The sequence below is a fragment of the Microbacterium sp. sgz311019 genome (assembly GCF_056135325.1).
The window spans coordinates 296,023-318,576 of record NZ_JBWAXO010000005.1 but is presented as its reverse complement, the minus strand read 5'-3'; the positions used below and the strand labels follow the sequence as shown (position 1 = coordinate 318,576).

At 68.9% G+C, this 22,554-nt stretch carries 21 protein-coding genes; 6 read left to right on the top strand and 15 right to left on the bottom strand.

The features are described from left to right. Nucleotides 1-74: 74 nt before the first annotated feature. The 3 genes from AC0NZN_RS10415 to AC0NZN_RS10405 form a co-directional block, all read right to left on the bottom strand. Nucleotides 75-923: a transposase gene (locus AC0NZN_RS10415; RefSeq protein WP_474592227.1), complete on the bottom strand. Its 849-nt coding sequence runs from the start codon at nucleotides 921-923 to the stop codon at nucleotides 75-77. Between the two features lie 50 nt (nucleotides 924-973). Further along, nucleotides 974-2,839: a right-handed parallel beta-helix repeat-containing protein gene (locus tag AC0NZN_RS10410; protein WP_474592226.1), complete on the bottom strand. Its 1,866-nt coding sequence runs from the start codon at nucleotides 2,837-2,839 to the stop codon at nucleotides 974-976. A gap of 158 nt (nucleotides 2,840-2,997) precedes the next feature. Further along, the gene (locus AC0NZN_RS10405) at nucleotides 2,998-3,147 is read right to left on the bottom strand and encodes a hypothetical protein (RefSeq protein WP_474592225.1); all 150 of its coding nucleotides are present in this window, start codon (nucleotides 3,145-3,147) and stop codon (nucleotides 2,998-3,000) included. Between the two features lie 104 nt (nucleotides 3,148-3,251). On the opposite strand from AC0NZN_RS10405, the gene AC0NZN_RS10400 reads away from it, so the two are divergent. From AC0NZN_RS10400 to AC0NZN_RS10375, 6 genes are read left to right on the top strand one after another with little or no spacing between them, the layout of a single operon-like run. Further along, entirely contained in the window at nucleotides 3,252-3,998 is a 747-nt protein-coding gene (locus AC0NZN_RS10400) for a GntR family transcriptional regulator (RefSeq protein ID WP_474592224.1), read from the top strand. Then, the gene (locus AC0NZN_RS10395) at nucleotides 3,995-5,005 is read left to right on the top strand and encodes a phosphotransferase family protein (protein ID WP_474592223.1); all 1,011 of its coding nucleotides are present in this window, start codon (nucleotides 3,995-3,997) and stop codon (nucleotides 5,003-5,005) included. Before AC0NZN_RS10400 ends, AC0NZN_RS10395 begins: the two co-directional genes overlap by 4 nt. A 16-nt stretch (nucleotides 5,006-5,021) precedes the next feature. Further along, on the top strand, nucleotides 5,022-6,323 hold the full coding sequence (eno, locus tag AC0NZN_RS10390) for a phosphopyruvate hydratase (RefSeq protein ID WP_474592222.1): 1,302 nt from the start codon (nucleotides 5,022-5,024) through the stop codon (nucleotides 6,321-6,323). Next, nucleotides 6,320-7,186, top strand: a complete 867-nt coding sequence (locus AC0NZN_RS10385) for an SMP-30/gluconolactonase/LRE family protein (RefSeq protein WP_474592221.1) — start codon at nucleotides 6,320-6,322, stop codon at nucleotides 7,184-7,186. The genes eno and AC0NZN_RS10385 overlap by 4 nt, the downstream gene beginning before the upstream one ends. Nucleotides 7,187-7,190: 4 nt before the next feature. Beyond that, a complete protein-coding gene (locus tag AC0NZN_RS10380) occupies nucleotides 7,191-8,135 on the top strand; it encodes a DUF4432 family protein (protein ID WP_474592220.1) in 945 nt (314 codons plus the stop codon). Between the two features lie 9 nt (nucleotides 8,136-8,144). Next, on the top strand, nucleotides 8,145-8,996 hold the full coding sequence (locus tag AC0NZN_RS10375) for a fumarylacetoacetate hydrolase family protein (RefSeq protein ID WP_474592219.1): 852 nt from the start codon (nucleotides 8,145-8,147) through the stop codon (nucleotides 8,994-8,996). 62 nt (nucleotides 8,997-9,058) lie between these two features. Here the strand turns inward: AC0NZN_RS10375 and AC0NZN_RS10370 are convergent, their stop codons facing one another. The 12 genes from AC0NZN_RS10370 to AC0NZN_RS10315 all read right to left on the bottom strand — a co-directional run bounded on the left by AC0NZN_RS10370 (nucleotide 9,059) and on the right by AC0NZN_RS10315 (nucleotide 22,525). Further along, nucleotides 9,059-9,808: an SDR family NAD(P)-dependent oxidoreductase gene (locus AC0NZN_RS10370; protein ID WP_474592218.1), complete on the bottom strand. Its 750-nt coding sequence runs from the start codon at nucleotides 9,806-9,808 to the stop codon at nucleotides 9,059-9,061. Nucleotides 9,809-10,152: 344 nt separating this feature from the next. Continuing rightward, complete coding sequence (locus AC0NZN_RS10365) at nucleotides 10,153-10,872, bottom strand: alpha/beta fold hydrolase (RefSeq protein ID WP_474592217.1); 720 nt, start codon at nucleotides 10,870-10,872, stop codon at nucleotides 10,153-10,155. A gap of 5 nt (nucleotides 10,873-10,877) precedes the next feature. Further along, complete coding sequence (locus AC0NZN_RS10360) at nucleotides 10,878-11,249, bottom strand: cupin domain-containing protein (RefSeq protein ID WP_474592216.1); 372 nt, start codon at nucleotides 11,247-11,249, stop codon at nucleotides 10,878-10,880. Nucleotides 11,250-11,268: 19 nt separating this feature from the next. Beyond that, nucleotides 11,269-12,102 (bottom strand): alpha/beta fold hydrolase, encoded by an 834-nt coding sequence (locus AC0NZN_RS10355; RefSeq protein WP_474592215.1) that lies wholly within the window; start codon nucleotides 12,100-12,102, stop codon nucleotides 11,269-11,271. 380 nt (nucleotides 12,103-12,482) lie between these two features. Then, entirely contained in the window at nucleotides 12,483-13,535 is a 1,053-nt protein-coding gene (locus AC0NZN_RS10350; protein ID WP_474592214.1) for a mannonate dehydratase, read from the bottom strand. A 19-nt stretch (nucleotides 13,536-13,554) separates the two neighbouring features. Further along, nucleotides 13,555-14,361 (bottom strand): SDR family NAD(P)-dependent oxidoreductase, encoded by an 807-nt coding sequence (locus AC0NZN_RS10345; RefSeq protein WP_474592213.1) that lies wholly within the window; start codon nucleotides 14,359-14,361, stop codon nucleotides 13,555-13,557. A 27-nt stretch (nucleotides 14,362-14,388) separates the two neighbouring features. Further along, nucleotides 14,389-14,625 (bottom strand): RraA family protein, encoded by a 237-nt coding sequence (locus AC0NZN_RS10340; RefSeq protein ID WP_474592212.1) that lies wholly within the window; start codon nucleotides 14,623-14,625, stop codon nucleotides 14,389-14,391. A gap of 171 nt (nucleotides 14,626-14,796) precedes the next feature. Beyond that, nucleotides 14,797-15,837 (bottom strand): ABC transporter permease, encoded by a 1,041-nt coding sequence (locus AC0NZN_RS10335; protein ID WP_474592211.1) that lies wholly within the window; start codon nucleotides 15,835-15,837, stop codon nucleotides 14,797-14,799. Between the two features lie 29 nt (nucleotides 15,838-15,866). Further along, a complete protein-coding gene (locus AC0NZN_RS10330; protein WP_474592210.1) occupies nucleotides 15,867-17,366 on the bottom strand; it encodes a sugar ABC transporter ATP-binding protein in 1,500 nt (499 codons plus the stop codon). A gap of 67 nt (nucleotides 17,367-17,433) precedes the next feature. Then, on the bottom strand, nucleotides 17,434-18,471 hold the full coding sequence (locus AC0NZN_RS10325; protein WP_474592209.1) for a substrate-binding domain-containing protein: 1,038 nt from the start codon (nucleotides 18,469-18,471) through the stop codon (nucleotides 17,434-17,436). A 150-nt stretch (nucleotides 18,472-18,621) separates the two neighbouring features. Beyond that, nucleotides 18,622-19,563: an aldose 1-epimerase family protein gene (locus AC0NZN_RS10320; protein WP_474592208.1), complete on the bottom strand. Its 942-nt coding sequence runs from the start codon at nucleotides 19,561-19,563 to the stop codon at nucleotides 18,622-18,624. Continuing rightward, entirely contained in the window at nucleotides 19,556-22,525 is a 2,970-nt protein-coding gene (locus AC0NZN_RS10315) for a DUF5107 domain-containing protein (RefSeq protein WP_474592207.1), read from the bottom strand. The genes AC0NZN_RS10320 and AC0NZN_RS10315 overlap by 8 nt, the downstream gene beginning before the upstream one ends. Nucleotides 22,526-22,554 lie beyond the last annotated feature (29 nt).

Sequence of the window (22,554 nt, the reverse complement as noted above, 5' to 3'; positions counted from 1 at the left end):
GTAGATGCAGGAGAGGCATGACAGCATCCTCTCGCACCCGCCGCCGCCCCTGTCGCCACGTTGCGGGCGACGGTTCACGTGCCCCGCCGAGCCAGCGCCTTCCGCGCTGCCTCAAGGCCCCGCTGCGCCTCGGCCACCGCATCGCCTGCGGCGGTCTGGCGGTCCTCGAGCTCCGCGATGCCCGAAGTCGCCTGCGCGAGCTCCTCGCGCGTGGCGGCGAGCTGGGCCTCCAGATCGCGCTCGCGCCTGCCCAGCTCGTCGACACGGCGGGCGAGGTTGCGGACGTCGTTCTCCGCCTTCGTCTCGTCACGCTGGGCGCGGAGCACCTCCTGCTCGGCGGCGTGAACGGCGGCCTCCGCCTCGCGGCGTTCGCGGCGCGCCTTCACCTCGTCGGTCGGCGGCGGCGCGACCTGCAAGGGCTCCGGACGCCCACCGCCGACGGCGGCATCGAGGTCGACGGGGGCGGATGCCTCGAGCTCGCGGACGAGGCGTCCAGACGCGACGGCGGCCGCTGCATCCGGGTCGAAGAATGCCGCCGTCAGCGTCTGCTGCACCGCCTCGCCGGTGGCCGGCGTGATCCGCTCACCGCGTGAGGAGGCGAGTCCGACGGCCTCGCGGGCGAGCTGGGCAGTGAGAGCGCGGCGCTGGCGGCCGAGCTGGGCGAGGGTGGCGGCATCCAGGTCGTCCTGCGCCTCCCGCAGCTCCTGGGCGAGCTGCAGCGCCTGCCCCAGCTGCGCCGCCCGCTCCTGCGCGAAGACGTTCACGACCCACGCGGCGATCGAGGGCTTTCGCAGCGCCGTGATCTGCGAGGCGAGCCCGGGATCCGCCACGTCCTTCGCGCGCGCGTTGCGCGCTGCGACGAACTCGTCCGGCGGCCCCGCGTAGAGGTCGGCGGCGATCTCCGCCAACGACGCGTCGGCCATTGCATCCTCCCGGCCGTCAGGCGGGCGCCCGTCGCGCGCGCATGAAGAGGCTAACGGGAGGGCGCGCTGCCCGCATCCACGGCCTCGGAAGCGGCGGGGCGCACGGGCCACACCCGCACCGCGCCCACCGCCGGAGACGCGAAGGGGCCGGGAGCGACGCGTGCTCCGCGGGCCGCGCCGAGGAAGTCCGTGTCAAGCACAACAGCCGTGCCGTCCGGCTGCGTGTACGGCTGCTGCGGCACGACAGCCGGTGGGAACGAGTCGGTCGAGACTCGGTCACCCTGCTCCTGACGCGCAGCGGGAACATTCGCCGCGAGCCACCACGCGCCGTCGACCTGCTCGAGGCTCGGGCCGCAATCCGAATCGAACGGCGGATCCTGCCGTCGGCCGAACGTGACATTGCCGACGAAGCTGCAGGGAAGATCCGCTGCCGCTGCGTCGTACCCGCCGAGGTCGACCTGGGCCCCGAGGATGTTGTTCGTCCAGTGCGCGTCACCGACGGTGCAGATGCGTCGCATGTCCACGATGGCCGTGCTGTGCGGCACGAGATAGGGCGTTTCCCTGTCGTCGTGGAGGACCTCGATCTTGCCCATGATCAGGTTGTGGGCCACCGCGACACCCTGCGACAGCGACAGCAGGCAGTGCTTGGACAGCATGATGTTCTCCGCGAGGAGGATCGGCCCGTGGTTGACCTCGGCGAAGATGTCGCGCACATTGTCGTGCATCAGGTTGCCCACGACCTGCGTGCCCTGCGCCATCCAATCCAGCCAGATGGCGGCCGGCTCGCCGCAGCGATGGATGTGGTTGCCGCGGATGACGACGTCGATCGCGCCGTGGAGCTTGATGCCCGCCATCTCGGCCCCGCGCCAGATGCCCTGCAGGTTGCAGTCGCTGACCTCGTTGTCCTCGATGGTGCTGAACGCACACCCCAGTGAGCCCACGATGCCGACCTGACCGCAATGATGGATGCGGTTGTTCCGGACGGTGTGGGACCCGATCGTCTCCCGCGACCAGCCGTCACGGTTCACCGCATCCTCGATGGTCAGGTAGTACCCGTCCGTCGTTCCGCGCTCGCCGTCGAACTGGTCGCGATTCTTCGCCAGCGCGATGCCGGCACAGCGAGAGAAGCAGATCTCGTTGTCCTCGATCACCCAGCCACGGCTCCAATACGCCGTCACCATGCCCTCCTGGCCGGCGGTGGGCGCCACCCAGTTCGTCGCGGCGTTGCGGATCTCGAAGCCGCGGACGGTGATGTAGTCGATGTGCTCGGCCGTGGGCGTGAACACCGTCGGCCGCACCGCGACCTCCACCCGACCGGAGTTCGGGTCGACCCCCGCAGGCAGGCGGATGAGGAGGGTCGTGTCGCCTTCGGGATCGAACACCGCAGGGTCGAACGCGGCGTGCCCTTCGACCCCGTACACCTCGACAGGGGGCCGATCCACGAGCCCGTCGACGACAGAGGTCCAGCCGAGGCCGGAACCGGCTCGCAGGGCGTCCGGTGTCTCGACCTCGGGCAGCCACACACCGTCGAGGAAGACGTTGCCGCGCCGGTGGATGCGGCCGAGTCCATCGAACCAGTCTCCGTGGACGACCTCGGCGTAGGGATGGAAGTCGCCGAAGCGGGAGCTGGGCAGGATGAGCTGCCAGAGGCCGTCGCCGGCGTGCGTCCACCCGGTGAACGCGTCCGAGCCGGTGAGGACGACGTGCTCCCCGGGAGCCGCGGCGTACGTGATCGTCTCGGCGGGAGACGTCCCGCCGCGCGGCGGATCGACACGCTCGCGGTACACGCCCGCGCCGACCTGGATGGTGTCGCCCGAGTAGGCCGCCGTCGCTGCCGCGCCGATGGTCCTGAACGGTCGCTCAACGCTGCCGTCGCCGGCGTCGTCACCGCTCGCCGACACATGGAATGTCGCCACGTGGGTCCCCTTCGCGTCGCGCTGGCCCCGATCCGATCCGGGGCCGGCACCGACAACCCTACACAACCAAGGCCGACTGGTATTACCGGTCATATCAGTGCGCCGCCACCGATGACGCCAATCGAGGAGTCTGCGGGCCGGTCCGGGGCGACCACCGCTCAATCGACCACGGTTCGGGAGACCTTCTCCCCCTCACGCCCGTGGGCGACTACTCTCGCACCATAGCGGGCGAACTGCATCGCCATGCCGCGGCCGATCTCTCGAGATCCGCCCGCGACGACGGCGACGTCCCGCGTGCGGCGCTGCATCCCTCCTTGCGACTCTGATCTCGGTGCGTGGTGGGAATGAGATGGCCGTAGATCGGAACTGGTATTCCTGTATACTTGTCGGCAAGTCACAGGAAGGCGGCGCCATGACCGACCACATCTCCGTTACGAGTGTCGAGCCCGCCGGCCGCCGGCTGTCCAGCGGAGACTTCCACCCCCGCGCCCGTCCGATCGTGAAGCGCCAGCGGATCTCCGACTGGGTGTACGACGAGCTGTGCGAGGCGATCCGTGACCTGTCGCTGCCTCCGGGCGCCGCGATCTCCGAGCCGAGTCTCGCCGCGCAGCTCGACGTGAGTCGCGCACCCGTGCGCGAGGCACTCACGCGGCTGGCGGATCAACGGCTCGTCACAGTGACCCCGCAGGTAGGCACCCGCGTCGCGCCGATCCTGCTCAGCGAAGTCGCGGAAGCGTGCTTCGTCCGATCGGCGCTCGAGGTCAGCGCGTTCCAGGCCGCCGCCGCCGATCCGGATCTGGACACCACCGAGCTGCGCCGCATCTTCGAGGTAGGCGCCGACGCGGTGCAGCGCCACGACAGCGAGGCGTTCTTCGCCGCGGATGAGCAGCTTCACCAGGAGGTGTTCGCGCTGGCCGGGTTCCCGCATGTGTGGGACGTCATCCGCGGCGTCAAGATGAACCTCGACCGGCTGCGTCGGCTGCACCTGGACGACGCACTCACCAACCCGCACATCATCGAGGAGCACCGTCTGATCGTCGAATCCCTCGAGACAGGCGATCTGAAGACCGGGATCGAGGTCGTCCGGAGACACGCGACCCGCGTGCTGACGGACACCGAGACGCTCCGCCGTCGATCCCCGGAGTACTTCGAGGAATGAGCGAGGTCCAGCAGCTCCTCGCTCCTGGCGACATTGCGGATTATCTGAGGGCCGGCCGCATCCTGCGCGATCATGAGACCGTCGTGGATGTCGCGCTCCTCGAGGGGGGCGTCTCGGGCCAGGTCTACCGCATCCTGACCAGCAGCCGCGAGCTCGTGCTCAAGCAGGCCCTCGAGCAGCTCGCCGTCGCGGGTGACTGGCACGCCGACCCCGCGCGGGTGCTCGTCGAGGGCCGTGCCATCGACGCGCTGCACGCGGTGACCCCTCGGCACACGCCGATGCTGGTCGCCGCGGACCCCCTCACCAACACGATCGTGATGACCGCGGCGCCGACCTCCTGGTCCTCGTGGAAGGAGCGGCTGCTCACCGGCCCCGCCGCCCAGGACATCGTCGATACCGCCGCCGTCCTGGGATCCATCCTCTCGCGCTGGCACAGCGGCGCGCTCGATGATCCGCAGACGCGAACCGACTTCCAGGATCGGGAGCTCTTCGAGACCCTGCGGCTCACGCCCTTCCATCGCACCGTGCGGACACGGCACCGTGAGGCCGCGGGGCGCATCGACGAGTGCATCGATGAGCTGACGGCGCCCGGCATCGTGCTCGTCCACGGCGACCTGTCACCGAAGAACGTGCTGCTGGATGCGGCCGCGCCTGAGGATCTGTGGGTCATCGACTTCGAGGTGGCCCACATCGGGCACCCCGTCTTCGATCTTGCGTTCCTCACCTCCCACCTCGTGCTGAAGCAGATCCACCGGCCCGAGCTGGCTGCGCCGCTCCGCCGGGCACGCGACGTGTTCTTCGAGGCCTATCGATCGGGCGTCTCGTCCGAGATGGGCGACCTCGCGTTCGCATCGCTGGGCGCCCAGACGGCGTGCCTCCTCTTGGCGCGTGTCGACGGCACATCTCCCGCCACCTACCTCACGAGGAGCGAGCGCGACCTCACGCGGCGTCTGGCGCTCGACATCCTCACCAGTTCCGATCCGGAGACGACGTTCGCCGAATGGTGAGCAGAAGGGATGCGGGATGAGCATGCGCATCACCCATGTCCAGGCGTGGGAGTCGTTCGATTCCCGCGGACGACCCACGGTCGCCGCACGCGTGGAGCTCGACGGCGGGGCTGCGGCCACCGCGCTCGCGCCCTCCGGCGCGTCGGCCGGCTCGCACGAGTCGATCGAGCTGAGAGACGGCGACGCCCGCCGCGGCGGTCTCGGGGTCCGTCGCGCCGTGCAGAACGTCAATGAACGCATCGCGCCCGCCGTCATCGGCCTCGACGGCAGCGACCCCGCAGCCGTGGACGAGGTCATCGCCGAGCTCGACGGCACCCCGAACTTCGCATCGCTCGGGGCGAACGCCACGCTCTCCGTGTCGCTCGCGACCGCCATGGCCGCAGCGGAGGCGAACCGCATGTCGCTTGCGCGCTGGCTGCAGCCGCATGGGACGCTCCTCCTGCCGATGCCCATGGTCAACATCGTGTCGGGCGGGGCCCACGCGGCACGTGCGATCGACATCCAGGACGTGCTCGTCATCCCGAACGGGGCCGGGTCGTTCGCCGAGGCGATCGAGTGGTGCGCGGACGTCCGCGATGCCGCCGGAGCCCTCGCCCGGGAGTCCGGGGATGCCGGCGCCGCCCTCGTCGCCGACGAAGGCGGCGTCGCGGTCCCGTTCGAGTCGAACCGGACGGCACTCGCCTTCACGGTCGAGGCGATCCGCCGCAGCGGCCATGTGCCCGGTGACGAGGTCTCACTGGCGGTGGACGTCGCGGCGACGCAGTTCTTCGACGGGGAGCGCTACCGGCTGGATGCCGAGGGGCGCACGCTGACGGCAGCCGAGCTGATCGCGTTGGCAGCCGAGTGGACCGAGGAGTTCCCCCTCATCTCCATCGAGGACCTGCTCGCCGAGGATGCCTGGGAGGACTGGGGCGCGGCGCGCGAGCTCCTCGGGTCGAGGGTGCAGCTCGTCGGCGACGACCACTTCGTCACCAACCGCGATCGGCTCGCGCGCGGCATCGACGAGGGCTCGGCCAACTCGATCCTGATCAAGGTGAACCAGAACGGTCTCCTCTCGCACACGCAGCGGGTGCTCGCGGCCGCGCGCGACCACGGATTCTCCACGATCGTCTCGGCCAGATCCGGCGAGACGGAGCAGTCCTGGCTCGCCGACCTCGCCGTGGGCTGGCGCGCCGGCCAGATCAAGGTGGGCTCGACTCACCGCTCCGAGCGGACCGCCAAATGGAACCGGCTGCTCGAGCTCGAGGCCACCGAGCAGACCGAGTTCAGCGGGGTCTCGGGCCTCGCCTCCTTCGAGCCGGTCGGAGCTCGCGGATGACAACGGTGCAGGTCGATGTCGCGGTGCCGGCCGAGGCCCTCTGCGGTGAGGGTCCCACGTGGGATGCCGACCGGGGCCGGGTCACGTGGGTCGACATCGTGGGCAGGCAGGTGTTCGCCACGGACCATGCGACCGGCCGAACGCGACGCATCCCCTACCGGACGATGGTGGGTGCGGCACTGCCGCGCGAAGCCGGCGGGTGGGTCGTGGCGTCCGAGGACGGCTTCGTTCTCCTCGACGAGGAAGGCGCTGTCCAGGATGAGATGCACCTGCTCGATGGTCGCCACCGCATGAACGACGCCAAGGTCGACCGGTTCGGCCGCCTCTGGGGAGGCAGCTGCGCCTACGACTTCGCCGAGGGCGAGGGAGCCCTCTGGATGCTCGACGCCTCCGCCGAGCCGAGCGCCGTCGTCACCGGCCTGACCCAGCCCAACGGGCTGGACTGGAGTCCGGACGGCTCGACGCTGTACCTCGTCGACACCCAGCGACGACACATTCTGGCGTACCCGCTCGACTATGCGGGCGACATCGACGGGCCGGCGGACATCGTCGTGGAGGGCGATCGGTTCGGCGGCGATTACCCCGACGGGCTGACGGTCGACGCGCGCGGTCACCTCTGGGTCGCGGTCTATGCGGGCGGCGTCGTGCAGGAGTACGACCCCACGGGAACCCTCGTCCGCGCCATCCCGGTCCCGGTCTCGCAGCCGACGTCCTGTGCCTTCGTCGGGCCCGGGCTTGATGACCTGTGGGTCACGACCGCGGCCGACGGAGTCGTACGGGCCGCCGAGCCGGCCGCAGGATCGATCCTCCGGGTGCACGGCCATGGCGCGACCGGTCGCCCGTCGACCCCTTTCGCGGGATGACTTCATGAAGCTGCAGTCCGACAGCCTGACCGTGCACGTCGCTCCGGAGCGCGGCGCCGACATCGTTCAGGTCGTCGATCGCGCCACCGGCACCCACCTTCTGGCCGTGTCTGCTCTGACGAGCCCGCCGAATCCAGCGTTGTTCGCGGCCGACTCCCAGGCGCACTGGCTCAACGGATATCCCGGGGGCTGGCAGCTGCTCGTCCCCAATGCCGGCCCCTCCCGACGACACGACGGCGTCGAACAGGGGTTCCATGGCGAGGCGGCACTGGCGACGTGGACCGTGACGCACCGGCAACACGATGCCGCGACCCTGGAGACCCGCCTGCAGACCGCTCCCCTGCTGCTCGAGCGGAGCATCAGGCTCGTGGGCGACAGCCTCGAGGTGCGCGATCGGGTGACCAACCTCGGCCTCGACGAGGTGTCGTTCCGCATGGTGCAGCACCCCGCTTTCGGGGACGGGTTCCTGGACGAGCACAGCTACCTTCTCACCGACGCCGCGATCGTGGTGACCGACGCCGAGGCGCCAGGCACCCTCGCAGATCCGGATCGCGCCGGCGCGCCGGCCGCGGTCCTGCCCGCGCTGGACGATCGCCATCGGCTCCGCCTGCCCGGCGCAGGAAGCGGCGCGTCCCTCTTCGCAGCCTTCACCGGCTTCACCCGGCCCGAGGCGACATTCGTGAGCCCCACCGCCGGGTTCGCCGTCACTCTGGACTGGGACCTCGAGACCTTCCCGCACGCCTGGTTCTGGATCGAGGCCAACGCGACTCCCGGGTGGCCCTGGTTCCGTCGCCTGTTCGCCGCCGCCGTCGAGCCTGCCAATGTCCTCCCCGGCGAGGGCGCCCACGGCGCCCTCGTCCGCGGCGGTCCCGGGACCGCGCTCGGTCCCGGACAGACCCTGACCACGCGAACCGCCCTGACGCGGGGCGCGATCCCTTCCGAAGACTAGGAGAATCACATGAAACTCGGCCGTATCGGTGCCCCGGGAGCCGAAATCCCGGTGGCCTGGGTGGACGACCGTCTGCTCGACCTGCGCCCGCTCACGGCGGACATCGACGGTGCGTTCCTCGCCGCTGACCCGGTCGCGCAGATCCGGGCGCACGTCGCGCAGCTGCCGGAGCTCACCCTCGCCGACGAGGACCGCATCGGTGCGCCGATCGCGCTTCCCGCCACCGTCTACTGCGTGGGCATGAACTACGCCGCCCACGCCCGCGAGGGCGGTGCGGAGCCGCCGGCGAACCTGATCGTGTTCCTCAAGCCGCCGCACACCGTGGTCGGTCCGTTCGACGAGGTCGAGATCCCGGCGGGCTCGACGAAGACGGACTGGGAGGCCGAACTGGCCATCGTAATCGGCGCACGTGCATGGCGGCTCGAGGATCCCGCCGCCGCTCGCTCCCATGTCGCGGGATTCACGGTCGCGAACGACCTCTCCGAGCGCACCTGGCAGCTCGAGGTGTCCGGTGGCCAATGGTCCAAGGGCAAGGGCGCGCCCGGGTTCTGCCCGCTCGGCCCGTGGCTCGTCACGGCCGACAGCATCGACCCCGGGGATCTCCGCATCCGGAGCTTCGTCAACGGAGAGCCACGACAGGACTCGCGCACCTCGGACATGATCTTCGACGTCGACCGGATCGTCTACGAGCTGAGTCAGCACATGGCCCTGTACCCCGGCGATGTCATCCTGACCGGAACGCCGGAGGGTGTCGCACTGTCCGGCCGGTTCCCGTACATCGCCGCACAGGACCAGGTCGAGATCGCGATCGAGGGTCTGGGCAGCCAGCGCCAGCGCTTCGTGGACGCCGCCGTGGTCTGATCTGCAGACCAACGAAAAGGCCCTCGGCGGATCGATCCGTCGAGGGCCTTCTGTCGGCGCGGCTACGAGCGCACGTACAGCGATTGGATGCCGGCATCCACCGACAAAGCGACACCGTTGGTCGACGCGGCCCGCGGACTGGCGAGGTAGACGATCGCGTCGGCCACCTCGGCGGCGCTGATCAGACGTCCGTGCGGCTGACGCGCGGCGAGCGCCGCCCGCTCGGCGTTCTCATCCTCGGCTGCACGCAGGAGGCGGTCCACCCAGGGGGTGGATGTCGTTCCCGGGCACACCGCGTTGACGCGGACGCCGTCCTCGATGTGGTCGACGGCGAGGGCGCGGGTCAGCGACAGCACGGCGCCCTTGGTCGCCGTGTACAGCGCTCGGTTGGGGAACCCCGTCAGTGCGACTGCGGAGGCGACGTTCACGATGGACGACGGCTGCGAACGGATCAGATGCGGCATCGCCGCCCGTGTGACGCGCACGCCCCCGAAGACGTTCACGTCGAAGACGCGGCTCCACTCTTCGTCGGAGTTGTCCATGATCGTCCCCGCGGCTCCGATTCCCGCGCAGTTGACGAGTACATGCAGCGCTCCCCACTGGGCGATCACGGCGTCGATCGCGCGCCCGACAGACTCCGCATCGGTGATGTCCACCTGGAGGCTCAGACAGGCCGAAGTCGGGATATCGACGAGATCGCGATCCCAGATCGCGACCCGCGCGCCCTCTTGGAGAAGTCGCTCCACTGTGGCCCGGCCGATTCCGGACGCACCGCCCGTGACGATCGCGACCTTCCCGGAGAACTCGTTCATCTGCGTGCCTGCCTCGCTCTGTCGCTGCACTGTTGCAGCCGGGCTTCAGTCTTTCATACAAGTATTCAAGTGGCAATGACGCGCGCGGGTTGACGGCTGTCCCAGATAGGTATACAAGTATTCATGGGGGTTATCCTCAGCACGCGCGACGTCGACGCCCCAGGGTCCCCAGCCCCTCGCGCAGTCGCCGTGCTGATGCCCTGGGGCCGGATGAATCCCAATCTCCGGCCCCAGGGCGAAGGATCCGCCCGGTCGGATGCCCAGCACGGATTCCGTCAGCGGTTGTCGACCCTCGGCCGGCGCACACTCGCCGGCGAGCACCTGATGCGGCTGTTCGGCAACCGCTAATCGTGTCGACCGATGACGGTCTCCTCCAGGGCCGTGAGGATCAGTTCGGCCGTCTCGTCAGGGTGCGACATCCCGACGACGTGGGACGCGCCGGCAACCTCGATGGTCTGCCGAGCCTGTGCGCGGTCGGCCATGATGTGGTGCGCGCCTGCCGGGATGTTGCGGTCCGACTCGCCGAAGATGAACCAGCTGGGCGTCGTCTGCCAGAGGGCGGTGTCGCCGAGGGGTTCGTTCAGCCCGGCCGCGGTGATGGGTCGCTGGGTCGCTGCCATCGTGGCCGCCCGGGTCTGCTCGATGTCGGCGCAGAACTGCTGGTGGTACTTCGCCTGGTCGATGTACATGTCGAACCCGCCGGATGTCAGGGGGACCGGCCGCAATGCGTCCGCGAGAGTCGAACCGGGTGCGGCCGACGCAGCATCCCCTGCGCTCTCCCCCGGAGCAAGCGCGAACGCGGCGACGTAGACCAGCGCGCGGATGTCGCCCGCTGAGGCGGGGACGGCGGTGAGGACGGCACCACCGTACGAGTGCCCCACCAGAACGATGGGCCCCTCGACTGTCGCGATGAGGTCGGTCAGGCCCGCGGCGTCTGCAGCGATGCCGCGCAGGGGATTCGCGTACGCGATCACCGTGTGGCCGCCGCGCTGGAGGCGCCCGATGACATCGTCCCAACTGGCGGACTCGGCGAAGGCGCCGTGCACCAGGATGATCGTCGCCATGTGAACTACTCCTTGGATTCGAGGGTCGACACCGGCTCACCGGTCTGGACGATGTAGGTCGAGAGCATGCGACCGGTCTCCGTGCCGATGTCGGTGGCGTTGTGGGGTACATGGGGCGGGATGACGAAACCGTCACCCGTGTTGAGTGTCTGCGTCTCGGCGTCCTGGCGTTCCATCAGGACGACGCCGGCGACGATGTAGCCGACTTCCTCTCCCGGATGGTGGTGCCAGCCGGACGAGACACCGACAGGGATCTCGGTGAGCACCTGAACGATGTCCCTCCCCGGGATCGAGGAGCCCGTGTGCTGCAGTTCGGTGCGCCTGAGGACCTGAGCAAGGTCGTCGGAGTCGCCGCGGGCCGGCGTCGTCTGAGTCATGACGTGTCCCTTCTCGATGTCAGGCGGCGAGAAAGCGAAGCAGCGCGTCGTTGACCTGCGCGCTGTGGGTCACCGGATGAATGTGCGGGCCACCCTCGATCTCGAGGTACTGCGCGTGCGGCATCGCGTCGCGCGCGCGGTGTCCTTGTGCCTCGAGGGACAGGATCCGATCCGCCGTCCCGTGAATGATGAGCGCGGGCACGTCGACCCGTTTCACATCCTCCGAGAAGTCCTCGAGCCACCCGCGGGGGCATGCCCAGGTGGCCCGGGGGGATGCATCCGCTCCCGCCGACCACATCGCCCGGACCGTGTCGTCGCTGACGAGCGTCCCGCGGTAGTCGTCGAGGTTGAGGAAGTTGTCCATCATCCCTGTCAGCCACGCGAAGCGGTCGGCGAGTATGGCCTGCTGCACCCCGTCCACCCCGGCCGCATCGACACCGTCGGGGTTGTCCGGCCCCTTCGCGAACGTCGGGGTGAGGCTTTCGATGAACACGGCGCTGCGCAGGCGCTCCGTGCCGAACCGGCCGATGTAGCGTGCGAGCTCGCCCGTTCCCAGGGAGAAGCCGACGATGCTGGCGTCGTGGAGGTCGAGAGTGCGCATCACCGTCTCGAGGTCTCCACTGAGAGTGTCGAAGTCATACCCCCCGGCGGGTGCGCTGGATCGGCCGAACCCACGACGGTCGTAGTTGATGACACGGTAACCGGCGGTCAGCAGAGGGTGCAGCTGCGGTTCCCACGAACGGCCGTCGAACGGCCAGCCGTGCAACAGGACCACCGGCCGGCCGGTCCCTTGATCTTCGTAGTACAGCTCGATCGGCGTGCTGTTCTCCACGCCTACGGTGATGTGGCCCATCTCGTGCTCCTTCGCGCGAATCGCTCGTGATCAGACCGGCCGTCGACCCGCGCGGGTTGGTGCCGCGGGAGGATCCAGAGCGAGTCACCGGTTCGATTCGTGGCGCGGACGATCGCGAGCACTTCGCCAGGCACAACGAACGGCTCCGATGTCACCCTGATCCGGCGGCAGCCGGTCCATGTACGGCGTCCCGGGGTATGAAGAAGCGCCCCGCGACGCCGACCAGATGCGCGAAGCCTACATCCGATCGGGGCTCACTCGCTAGCCAAACTAGCGAATTTCACGTGCGAGCACGTGAGCCGGCACGAGGTCGCACCGAGTCGGCATCCGGTCGACGTACCCGATGCGGGCGAGGATCCTCACACCGGGATCGGCTCCCGTCACCCGCGCGCCGCCGGGTGGCCGTAAGCGGCATGCTCGAGACCGCGGATGTAGCCGATCGCGAACAGCCGGCCGAGCGTCTCATAGCCGGGCGCGCTGTTGGACTCGCCCTCCAGGGTCGGCACGTGGTCGGGCCGCATGGCGCCGCCGAAGCCGATGTCGTGGTAGGCGCGCAGGCACTCGGCCATGTCGGTCTGGCCGGCGTCGTGGAACGTCTCGCGGAACTCCTCCACGGTCCCCTTCACGTCGCGGAAGTGCACGAACGGGATGCGGGACGAGCCGAACTCGCGGATGACCTCGGGGATGGACGTCTCGCCCGAGACGATCTCCCGCATGAGGGCGAAGTTGCCCTGGCAGAAGGTGACCCCGTTGTACTCCGAGGGGACGAGCTCGAGCATGCGGCGATAGTTCTCGACCGAGCTCATGATCCGCGGCACGCCGCGGTCGATCTGCTGGGGCGGGTCGTCGGGATGCAGCGCCAGCCGGACTCCGGCGGCCTCGGCCTCGGGCACGACGGCCTTCAGGAAGTACTCGAGTGCGCTCCACATGTCGGCGTCGGTGACCTCGCCCGGCTCGATCAAGGCCGGCTGCGCCTGGGCGACCGAGCGCGTGTATCCGGTGACCAGGGCGCCGCCGCGGTCTTCGAGGGCGACGTCTGTGCGCCCCCAACTGCTGAGCGCCATCCAGTTGTAGGCCATGACGGGGATGCCGAGGGCGCCGAGGGCGCGGATCTGCTCGATGAACTGGTCGATCTGCCGGTCCCGCCCGGGGCGGCCCAGACGGATGTCGTCCATGGGGGCGGTGTCCTCGGTGGCGATGAGCCGGAACCCCCACTGCTCGTACAGGTCCCTGTTGTGCCGCAGCGCCTCGAGGCTCCACGGCACCTCGTCGCGGTCATCCGGCGTCCACCCGGCACTGCCGACCGAGGCGAACATCCGCTGGTCCTGCTCACCGCCGTTGAGGATGCCGACCACGTTGTCCACACCCGCCTGGCGGATGAGACGCCAGGACGTTGCGGGCCGGGGAGGGAGGAATTCACTGAGCTGGATCATGACCGGGCCTTTCCAGGGTTCACTTCTTCTCGGGGAGCGCCGCAGCCACGCGCGCGAGCAGGCCGCCGTCCACGCGCAGCTCGGCGCCGGTCACGAAGCTCGCCTCACTGCTGGCGAGGAACGAGCAGACCGCACCGACCTCGGTGGCGCTGCCGACACGGCCGAGGGCGTGCATGCGCCCCCACTCGGCGATCACGCTCTCCACCCCCGCATCCGTGCCGTCCGACCACTCGCGCGCCGACGTGCGCAGCATCGGGGTGTCGATCGAGCCGGGCAGGATCGCGTTCACGCGGACGCCGTAGGCGGCCTCGTCCACGGCGAGCGCGCGCGTCATGGCGTTGAGCGCCCCCTTCGTCGACGTGTATCCGACGACGTTGTTCTGCGTTGCGACCCCCTGCACCGAGGAGATGATCGTGATCGTGCCAGCGTTGGCCCGGATCTGCTCGATCGCGGCATGGATCGCGAGGAAGACGCCCCGGACGTTGACGGCGAAGACGCGGTCGAAGCCCTCGGGCGTCGTCGTGGCGGCATCCCCGTATGTTTGGATGCCGGCAGACGTCACCAGGTGGTCGATGCGCCCGTAGTTCTCGAGCGCGGCTGCGACGAGCTCCCGGTGGGTCTGCTCCTCGGCCACGTCGCCGGTGACCCCGCACGCGACGCCACCCGCAGCGCGGATGTCCTCGACCGTGCGCTCCACCGACGACCGGGTGAAGCCGTGGATCACCACACTCGCGCCTTCCGCGGCGAACACTTCGGCGGCGCCCCGGCCGATCCCGGCGGAACTGCCCGTGATAATGGCGACCTTGCCTTCATGCCTGCGTTGCACGTCCTGCTCCTCTGTGTTGTCCATCGATCACAGCACCCCGTAGCGCGCGAACGCCTCCGTGGCCGACATCCCGTCGTCGATCGCGTTGCGTACGACATTCTCCGTCGCGACCTTGGCGACGGCCGCTTCGAGGACCTCGTCTTCGACATCCTGGGGGATGACCAGCACGCCGTCGAGGTCGCCGAAGATGAGATCGCCCGGCGTCACACGGACCCCGCCGATCTCGATCGGGACGCGGTACTGGAGCCGTCGACAGCATCGCACCCTGGAATACTAGTGTGCAAGTCGACAAGACTCGAGAAGTACGCGCTGTCGCATCCCGCCCAGTGGCTGCGGAACGCAGGGATGGAGCTGGCGGGGAGCGTGAGGTAACTGCCGCACCTGGCGCGGAACGGCCGTACCCGCGCTTCGGGCACGACCATTCCGCGTCCGTGGCTATCCGGGGATTCCGATACGGCGCTCGCCGGACCGGAGCTGCTGGATGATGACCGCGATCACCAGCAACGCACCTTGCGCGACGTTCTGCCAGAAGGTGTTGACGCCGAGCAGGGTCATGCCGTTGGTGAGCACGCCGAGCAGGATGACGGCGAGCATGGTGCCCGCGATCGTGCCCTTGCCGCCCTTGAGCGCCGCGCCGCCGAGCGCGGCCGCCGTGATGGACTGAAGCTCCAGACCCTCTGAGCCCGAGATCGGCTGGCCCGATCCGGTGCGTGCCGTGATCAGGATGCCGGCGATCGCCGCGACGGCCCCGGTGAGCATGTAGACGCCGATGATGTACCGGTTGATGTTGATGCCCGCGAGACGCGACGCGATGTTGTTGCCACCGACGGCATAGATGTTGCGACCGATCGCGGTGTATCGCAGCACAACGTGCGCCAGGATCGCCACGACGACGAGGACCCAGATGAGCACGGGGACGCCGATGATCGAACCGCGCGCCAGGAACACGAAGAACGGATCCGAGCCGGTGTAGCCCTGCGCCCTTCCGTCCGAGATGAGCTGTGCCGCACCCTTGAACGCCGCGAGGCTGGCGAGAGTCGCGATCACCGGATTCACCCGCCCGAAGACGATGATGCAGCCGTTGATCAGACCGCACACGAGACCGATCACGATCGCCGTCGTCGCGATGACTCCGGCCTTCGAGCCGGCTGCGGTGAAGATCATGGCGGAGGCGACCGAGGTCAGACCTGCGACAGACCCCACCGAGATGTCGAGCGCTCCGAGGATGATGACCACCGTCTGGACGATCGCGAGCAGTCCCACGATCGCGATCGCGGTGCCGATGACCCTGAGATTGGGGACCGTGAAGAACAGCGGGTTCTGGATCCCGATGATCGCGACCACGAGAGCGATCGCGATCAGGAGCGAGATGTTCTGGGCGCCGACGGAACGGACCCAACGACGCAGCGGCGAGATGGGCGCGGCGGGCACCGACGATGTTGTGGGCTCGATCGCGGTGGGCGAGGTGGTGGTCACGGGTACAGCTTCCTTTCGGGCTACGGCGTTCATGCCGCGACTTCTTCGTCCATCGCGAGGGCCAGGATCTTCTCTTCGGTGGCGGCCGTTCGATCGAGCTCGCCCGTGACGCGTCCGTGCGCCATCACGTAGATGCGATCGGAGACCCCCAAGACCTCGGGCAGCTCACTCGACACGACGATGACGGCGACGCCCTGATGGGCGAGCCGGTCGATGATCGCGTAGATCTCCGACTTCGCACCGATATCGATGCCTCGGGTCGGTTCATCCAGGAGGAGGATCTTCGGCTTGGTCGCGAGCCACCGCGCGAGCACGATCTTCTGCTGGTTGCCTCCGGACAGCTTCCCGGCCGACTGCTCGGTCGACGGCGTGCGGATGCGCAGCCGTTCGATGAAGTCCGCGGCCAGTGCCCGCTCTCGGCGATCGCTGACGAAGCCTCCGCGCGACAGGGACTTGAGGACCGTCAGGCCGATGTTGTCGCGCACCGACCGCTGAAGAAGAAGGGCCTCCGTCTTCCGCTCCTCGGGTGCGAACCCGATCCCCGCGCGAATGCTGTCGGAGGGTTGACGGATGCGACGAGGACGACCTTCGACCGAGATCGTGCCGGCTGTCGCCGGATAGTCGCCCGCGATCGTCTTCATGAGCTCGCTGCGACCGGCACCGACCAGGCCCGCGATGCCGACGACCTCCCCGGCACGCACGGAGAGGTCGATTCCCTGCACGAACTCGTTGGAGACTCCGTTGAGTTCGAGGACGACGTCGCCCAGGTGTGCCGGGTCGCGATGGAAGAACTGACTGAGGTCGCGGCCGACCATCATGCGCACGAGATCGTCGTGCGTCGTTTCGGCCGCTCGGCGCGAGCCGACGAAGGATCCGTCGCGGAGCACTGTGATGCTGTCGGCGAGCTGGAAGATCTCCGCCATCCGATGCGAGACGTAGGCGATCGCCACGCCTTGGGCCTGCAATTGACGGATCAGGGCGAACAGCAGGGCGACCTCTTCATCGCCCAGAGACGATGTCGGCTCGTCGAAGCAGATGATTCGAGGGCGGGCGATCACGGCGCGCATGATCTCGACGACCTGACGCTGCGCCGGGGAGAGCTGCGACCCGATGAGGTCCGGCTGGATGACGCGATCGAATCCCCAGCGCGTGAGCTCTTCACTCGTCCGGCGCATCAGCGCACGCCTGTTGAAGCCGGCAGAGCCGAGATTGCCGGCGAAGATGTTCTCCGCAACCGTGACGAAGGGGATGATCTCCGGCTCTTGAGCGATCACGCGGAGACCGGCCCCACGCGCGTCGGCCGGGTCGCTGAAGTGCTGCGACTCCCCTGCGATCAGCAGCTCGCCGCCGTCGGGCCGATAGTCGCCGTTGAGGATCTTGAGCAGGGTGGACTTTCCTGCGCCGTTCTCACCCATGAGGGCCGTGACTTCTCCGGCCCGCAGCTCCAGATGGACGTCCGTGAGTGCACGTACCGGTCCGAAGCTCTTACTGATTCCGGTGGCGCGCAGCGCTATCGGTTCTTGTGACATGACTCGATTCCTCCGTCGATCGAGGGGACTCTGCGGGGGCGGAGCGAGCCGCCCCCGCAGATGTCGATCAGGTGCAGGCGACGCCGTTCGCCTGCCAGTTGCCGTCGTCCACGATCTGCGTGCTCGCGATCGATCGAGGCGGCAGCGCCGTCCCGTGCCGCAGCTTCGCCACCATGGCATCCATCGCCGTCTTGCCGACTTCGACGCCGGAGATGAACAGTGCGGCCTTGTTGCCCGTGTCCTGCCCCGCCTTCCAGTCCTTGCAGGTCAAGTAGGCTCCGAGGCCCACACCGAGGATCTCCTTCGGCGCGACGCCCGAGTTCTGCAGAGCCGTGACGACACCGGTCTCGCTCTCGTCGTTGCAGCCCCAGACGATCCAATGCTTGACACCCGAGTTCGCGGTGATGACCGCGCCGGCCTTGTCCTGCGCGTCGGTGACCGAGTTGTCCGTGCCGACATCGATGACCTTGGGGGTGTCGCTGACCGCCGCCGCGAACGCGCTCTTCGCACCGTCGACGCGCTGCTGGCAGACCGAGAGGTCCTCTTTGTACGCCGACAGGATGCGGGTGTCCGACGCGGACCATCCGGCCTTGGTGTACAGCTTCGCCGCCTCCTCGCCGACCTTCTTGCCCATCGACGTCCCGTCGAATCCGGCGAACGGCGCGGCTTGGCCCGAGCTGTCGCTGATCGTGTCGTCAGAGGCCATGATCGGGATGCCGGCGTCCTTCGCCATCTGCATGACCCGCGGCCCGATCTGCTGATCGGGAACGACGACGATGATGCCGTCGACCTTCTGCGCGATGGCCGATTCGATCTCGGAGATGGCCTTGTTGGAGTCGGTGCCGAGGTCCACGACGTTCACCTTGACGTTGCCGGCCGCCTTGGCCGCGGCTTGCGCGCCGTTGGCCTCGTCGATGAAGTACTGCTGATCGCCCTGCTTCTGCAGGTAGGCGATCGTGAGCTGACCGCTCTTGTTCGCGCCCGAGGCAGCGGGAGCAGCCGTCTCCTGGCCCGATGAACACGCGCTGAGGGCGAGTGCGGTGACGGCGGCCGCCGTGGCCACCAGGAGCCAGCGACGGGCTCCCTGTGTTGTGTGCTTTTTCATCCGCTTTCCTTGTCTTCGTTGATCTTCCGGCTTCGCGGCCGGGAAGGGATGTGCCCCTGCTGTACAAGAGGCAGGTGGTCGGGTGTTCATTACGGGGATTCGTGTGCGATCTGCCGAGGCCGATTCGGCGGCGGCCGTGCGCCGTCCGGGCTAGTCGACACGGCTGATCTCCCATTCCACGGCGGTCGTCTGCCCGGGTTCGAGGAGGACCAGGTCTGTCGTCGAATTGAACGCATCAGGGGGCGACGTCATCGGCTCGACCGCGATACCGGAGCGATGCGCGGTTCCCAGGGACTCGTCGGCCGTGTACACCTGGACCCACGGGCAGCGCGCATCCCATGCGAGCTGAACCCCACCGCCCTGCTCCGTTGTGACGCGGATCACCGCCTGTCCGTCGCCGACACGATCGAGGGCGCCATAGGTCGTGTTGATCGCGATGGGCCCGATCCGTCGTCCTCCCCGGAAGTCGAGGGGGTCTCCCGCCTCGAGCCGCACCGATGACCGGGGGATCAATCTCTCATCGACCGTCAGCGCCTCGCCCGCGTCGACCCGCAACGTCCACTCGTCCACGGCCCCGCGGTGCGGAGCCGACGCGCAGAGGTACGGATGGCCGCCGAGCGCCACCGGCGCGGTCGTCGAGCTCTCGTTGGTGGCCGCGATGCTCTGCATCAGCCCGCCGGCGCCGAGCCGGAACGAGACATCGATCCGCATGCGCCACGGATAACCGGGTTGAGGTTCGATCGTCGCGGTGAGACCGAGAGCTTCGGGCGAAGCATCCGTGGAATCGAAGCGCAGCCAGGACGCCAGCCCGTGGGCCGCGTTTCCCAGCTCCGGCTCGGTCAGCGGCAGCTCCTGCACGCAGCCGTCGAAGAAGTACGCTCCCCCGTCGATGCGGTTGGGCCACGGTGCCAGGATCGCGCCCCGCATGTCCGGACGCAGTTCATCGGCATCGAACGGCACGACGAGATCGCGTCCGCGCCACGTGAGAGAACGCAGGGTGGCGCCGACGCTTGCGACGACCGCACGATAGTCGCCCGCGGCGATCTCGTGCTGGACTCCGGATGCCGGCACGATCGTCAGGACGTCATTCATCGTCGCCCCCGTCGCGAGCGAACAGCAGGAGTTCGGGCAGGCTCGTGGCGAAGTAGTCCGTCACACCGTCCTCGTGGCGGGCGACGGGGGGCGTGTACCGCGAACGAGCCTCACCGAGCGTGGCAGGGGTCTCCCCGACCGGGATGCCGAGCGCCTCGGCGGTCGCATCCCACGCCGCGATCGCCTGACCCTCGCCGCCCTCCCACGGATGGAACGAGTGCTCCGAAAGGATGCGACGGGCATCCTCCGCACGCCCTTCGGCGAGAAGGAGACCGACGTACGCGATCGTGAAGTCGTCGCGCGTGAGCACGATCTCCTCGGCCGGCCCCACGCGGGCGAGCCGCTCGGCGGTCGAATGCCCCAGCCGGAGCGCGAGCTGATCCTGCTCGTACCGCAGACGGGCATCCTCGGGAGCGGCGCCCACAGCCCGCTCATACAGCGACCACGCCTTCTCATCGTCATGCGACACGTTGTACGCGGCCATCCCCGCATTGCGAAGCAGGACGGGGTCATCGAATCCGAGGTCGATCGCACGGTCCCAGCGGGCCGCTGCCTCCTGTCGACGTCCGTGCGCATAGAGCAGCATTCCCGAGAGCAGCAGGGCGACGGCGTCGTCGGGCTCCGCCTCGACCGCGGCCTCGAGGGCGTCGAGCGCGTCCAGCCCGTAGGGGAACGCCCAGCGCAGATCTGCGGCCCGTGCGAGGCGGCGCGAGTGCCGAGCCTGGTCGTGACGCCCCAGACGATCGAGGACGAGCGCCGACGTGTAGTGCGCGACGGCATGCACGGAGCCGGCGGTCTTCACGGGAGCCGCGGCCGCTCGACGCAGCAGCAGGAGCGCTGCGTCGTCCTCACCGGCGCGCACGAGATCGTGCGCGACATCCAGCAGAAGGCCACCGTCGTCGGCGATCTCGCGCCCGCCGAGGACCCGCAGCGTCGCATCCAGCGGATCGATCGCCAGTCCGTCGCGCAGGGTCGCGTTCGCTTCCTCGTGCCTGCCCACCCGACGCAGGACGATCACGCGGAGAGCGACCCGCCGCGCGTCTCGACCGGCCGTCTCGTCGAGCGAATCGAGCACGCGCAACGCCGCGCGATTGCGCCCGCGCCGCGTCAGGGAGCGCGCGAGCGCGAATCCCGCGGGTCCCGCCCAGGTCGCGTCCCAGCCAGCCTTGCCGAAAGCCCGCTCGGCCTGCTCCGTCCGCCCGAGGCGTTCGCAGACGACCCCCAGCTGGTAGAACGCTTCGGCGTCGAGCGGATTCGCATTGCGACGGGTGAGCCGATCGAGGGCCACGCCGATGCGCTCGTGGGCGAGCTCGTAGCGGCCCGCACGGTATTCCCGGTCTGCGAGCGCGAGGTTCGTGCGGACGTCGCCCTTGTCGCGCTGGAGCGCCGCCGTCCAGTACGGCATCGGCGAGCGAGTCGGATGACGATACTGGCTGAGATGGAGCCCGGTGAGGTAGAGCTCCTCGACGTTCTCGATCGCCTGCGGCGCCGGAGGCTCCTCCGCGACCCAGGGCTCGTCGTCGTTGACGCGCGCGGGCGTCCAGCTCACCAGCAGCCGTCCCCCGCGATCACGCAGTTCGACGACAGTCCGCTCATCCGCGGATCCAGCCGCCGCGACTTCACCCACCATGCCGGGCGCAAGGTCGGCGATGCGCTCGGCGACGAGGTCGATGCCGCTCAGGATGCGCATGTGTGCAGCCGGGAAGCTGCGTGTCACGGCGAACCGCGCGGTCAGGGATGCGCCGCGTTCGACGTTCACGGCGGCGTCCGGCGTGGCCTGGTGGGCGGGACCGATGGCGGGAAGCGGATACCAGTACTGCGAGAACACCTTCGTCTCGCCGGGAAGGATCCACGTGAAGTCCGGCTGGTTGTCGGTGTAGACGCCCGCCATGAGCTCGACATAGGGACCGTCGTCGTCGGTCAGCTGCGCGTCCCACGCGTGGCCGAACGGAGCGTCGCCCCACGTCCATTGCTTCTTTCCGGGCGAGATTCGTCGCTCGGCCCAGTGGACGAACCCGGCGCGGGCCGAGTGGTCGTACCCGCCGAAGAAGTCCTGCTCCGAGTCGACGATCATGTACGAGGTCGGCACCGGGATGTTGCGGTAGAAGTCGATGCGGTCCGCACCGGGGTTCTCGGCGGCGAGAGCACGGTAGTCCACCCCGTAGTAGGGACGGTCGGCGGCGGGAAAGGCTGTCAGAGCGCGCCGGGCGTGGTCGGCCACGTACGCCACGTCCTCCGGGAAGAACGACTGATAGTCGTCGTGCACGCGCGCGGCGACGTTGGCCCACCAGAGGAACGACTGCCGGTCGTCGGTGCGGTTGTGCAGGCGAACGAGAAGCTCGACGACGGAACTGCCGGGCCGGAGGCGCACCCCGTGCTGGGCGGACATGCGCGCGAACGGGTCATGATCCCCGCACCACACGGTGACGGAGCCGTCCTCCCCGTGCTCGATGGTCGTCTCCACCGGCAGATAGGTCGCAGGTCGGTGGTGCTGTGGCCAGTTGAACTCCACACCGCCGCTGATCCACGGCCCCGCCAGCCCGACGAGCGCCGGCTTGATGACGTTGTTGCGATAGAAGAAGTCGTAGCCGGTCGTCTTGTCGTACCCGACATGGATGCGTCCGCCGAGCTCGGGAAGGATCACGAGTCGGATGTGCTCGTTCTCGAGATGGACGGCATCCCAGTCGCGCAGGATCGCCTCGTCGGCCACGCGCTCCACGAACGGCAAGGGGTAGACCTTCCCGCTCGACCCCTGGTACACGCGGTGGTCCAGATACATGGGGTACGGGCTCGGCGCGTCGGCCTCGTACGTCTTGATCGTCAGCGGCTCGGACCATGCGACGGCATGGCCGTCACGCAGGCGGTGGCGAACGGCCGCCGGTGGGTAGGGGAGCACGAGGCGGGCGACGTCGGCCGGGATCGGTCCGTCCACGTCGACCGGAGAGGCGACATTGCTGATCACGGTTCGACGCTAACCTGGCGCTCCGGCGC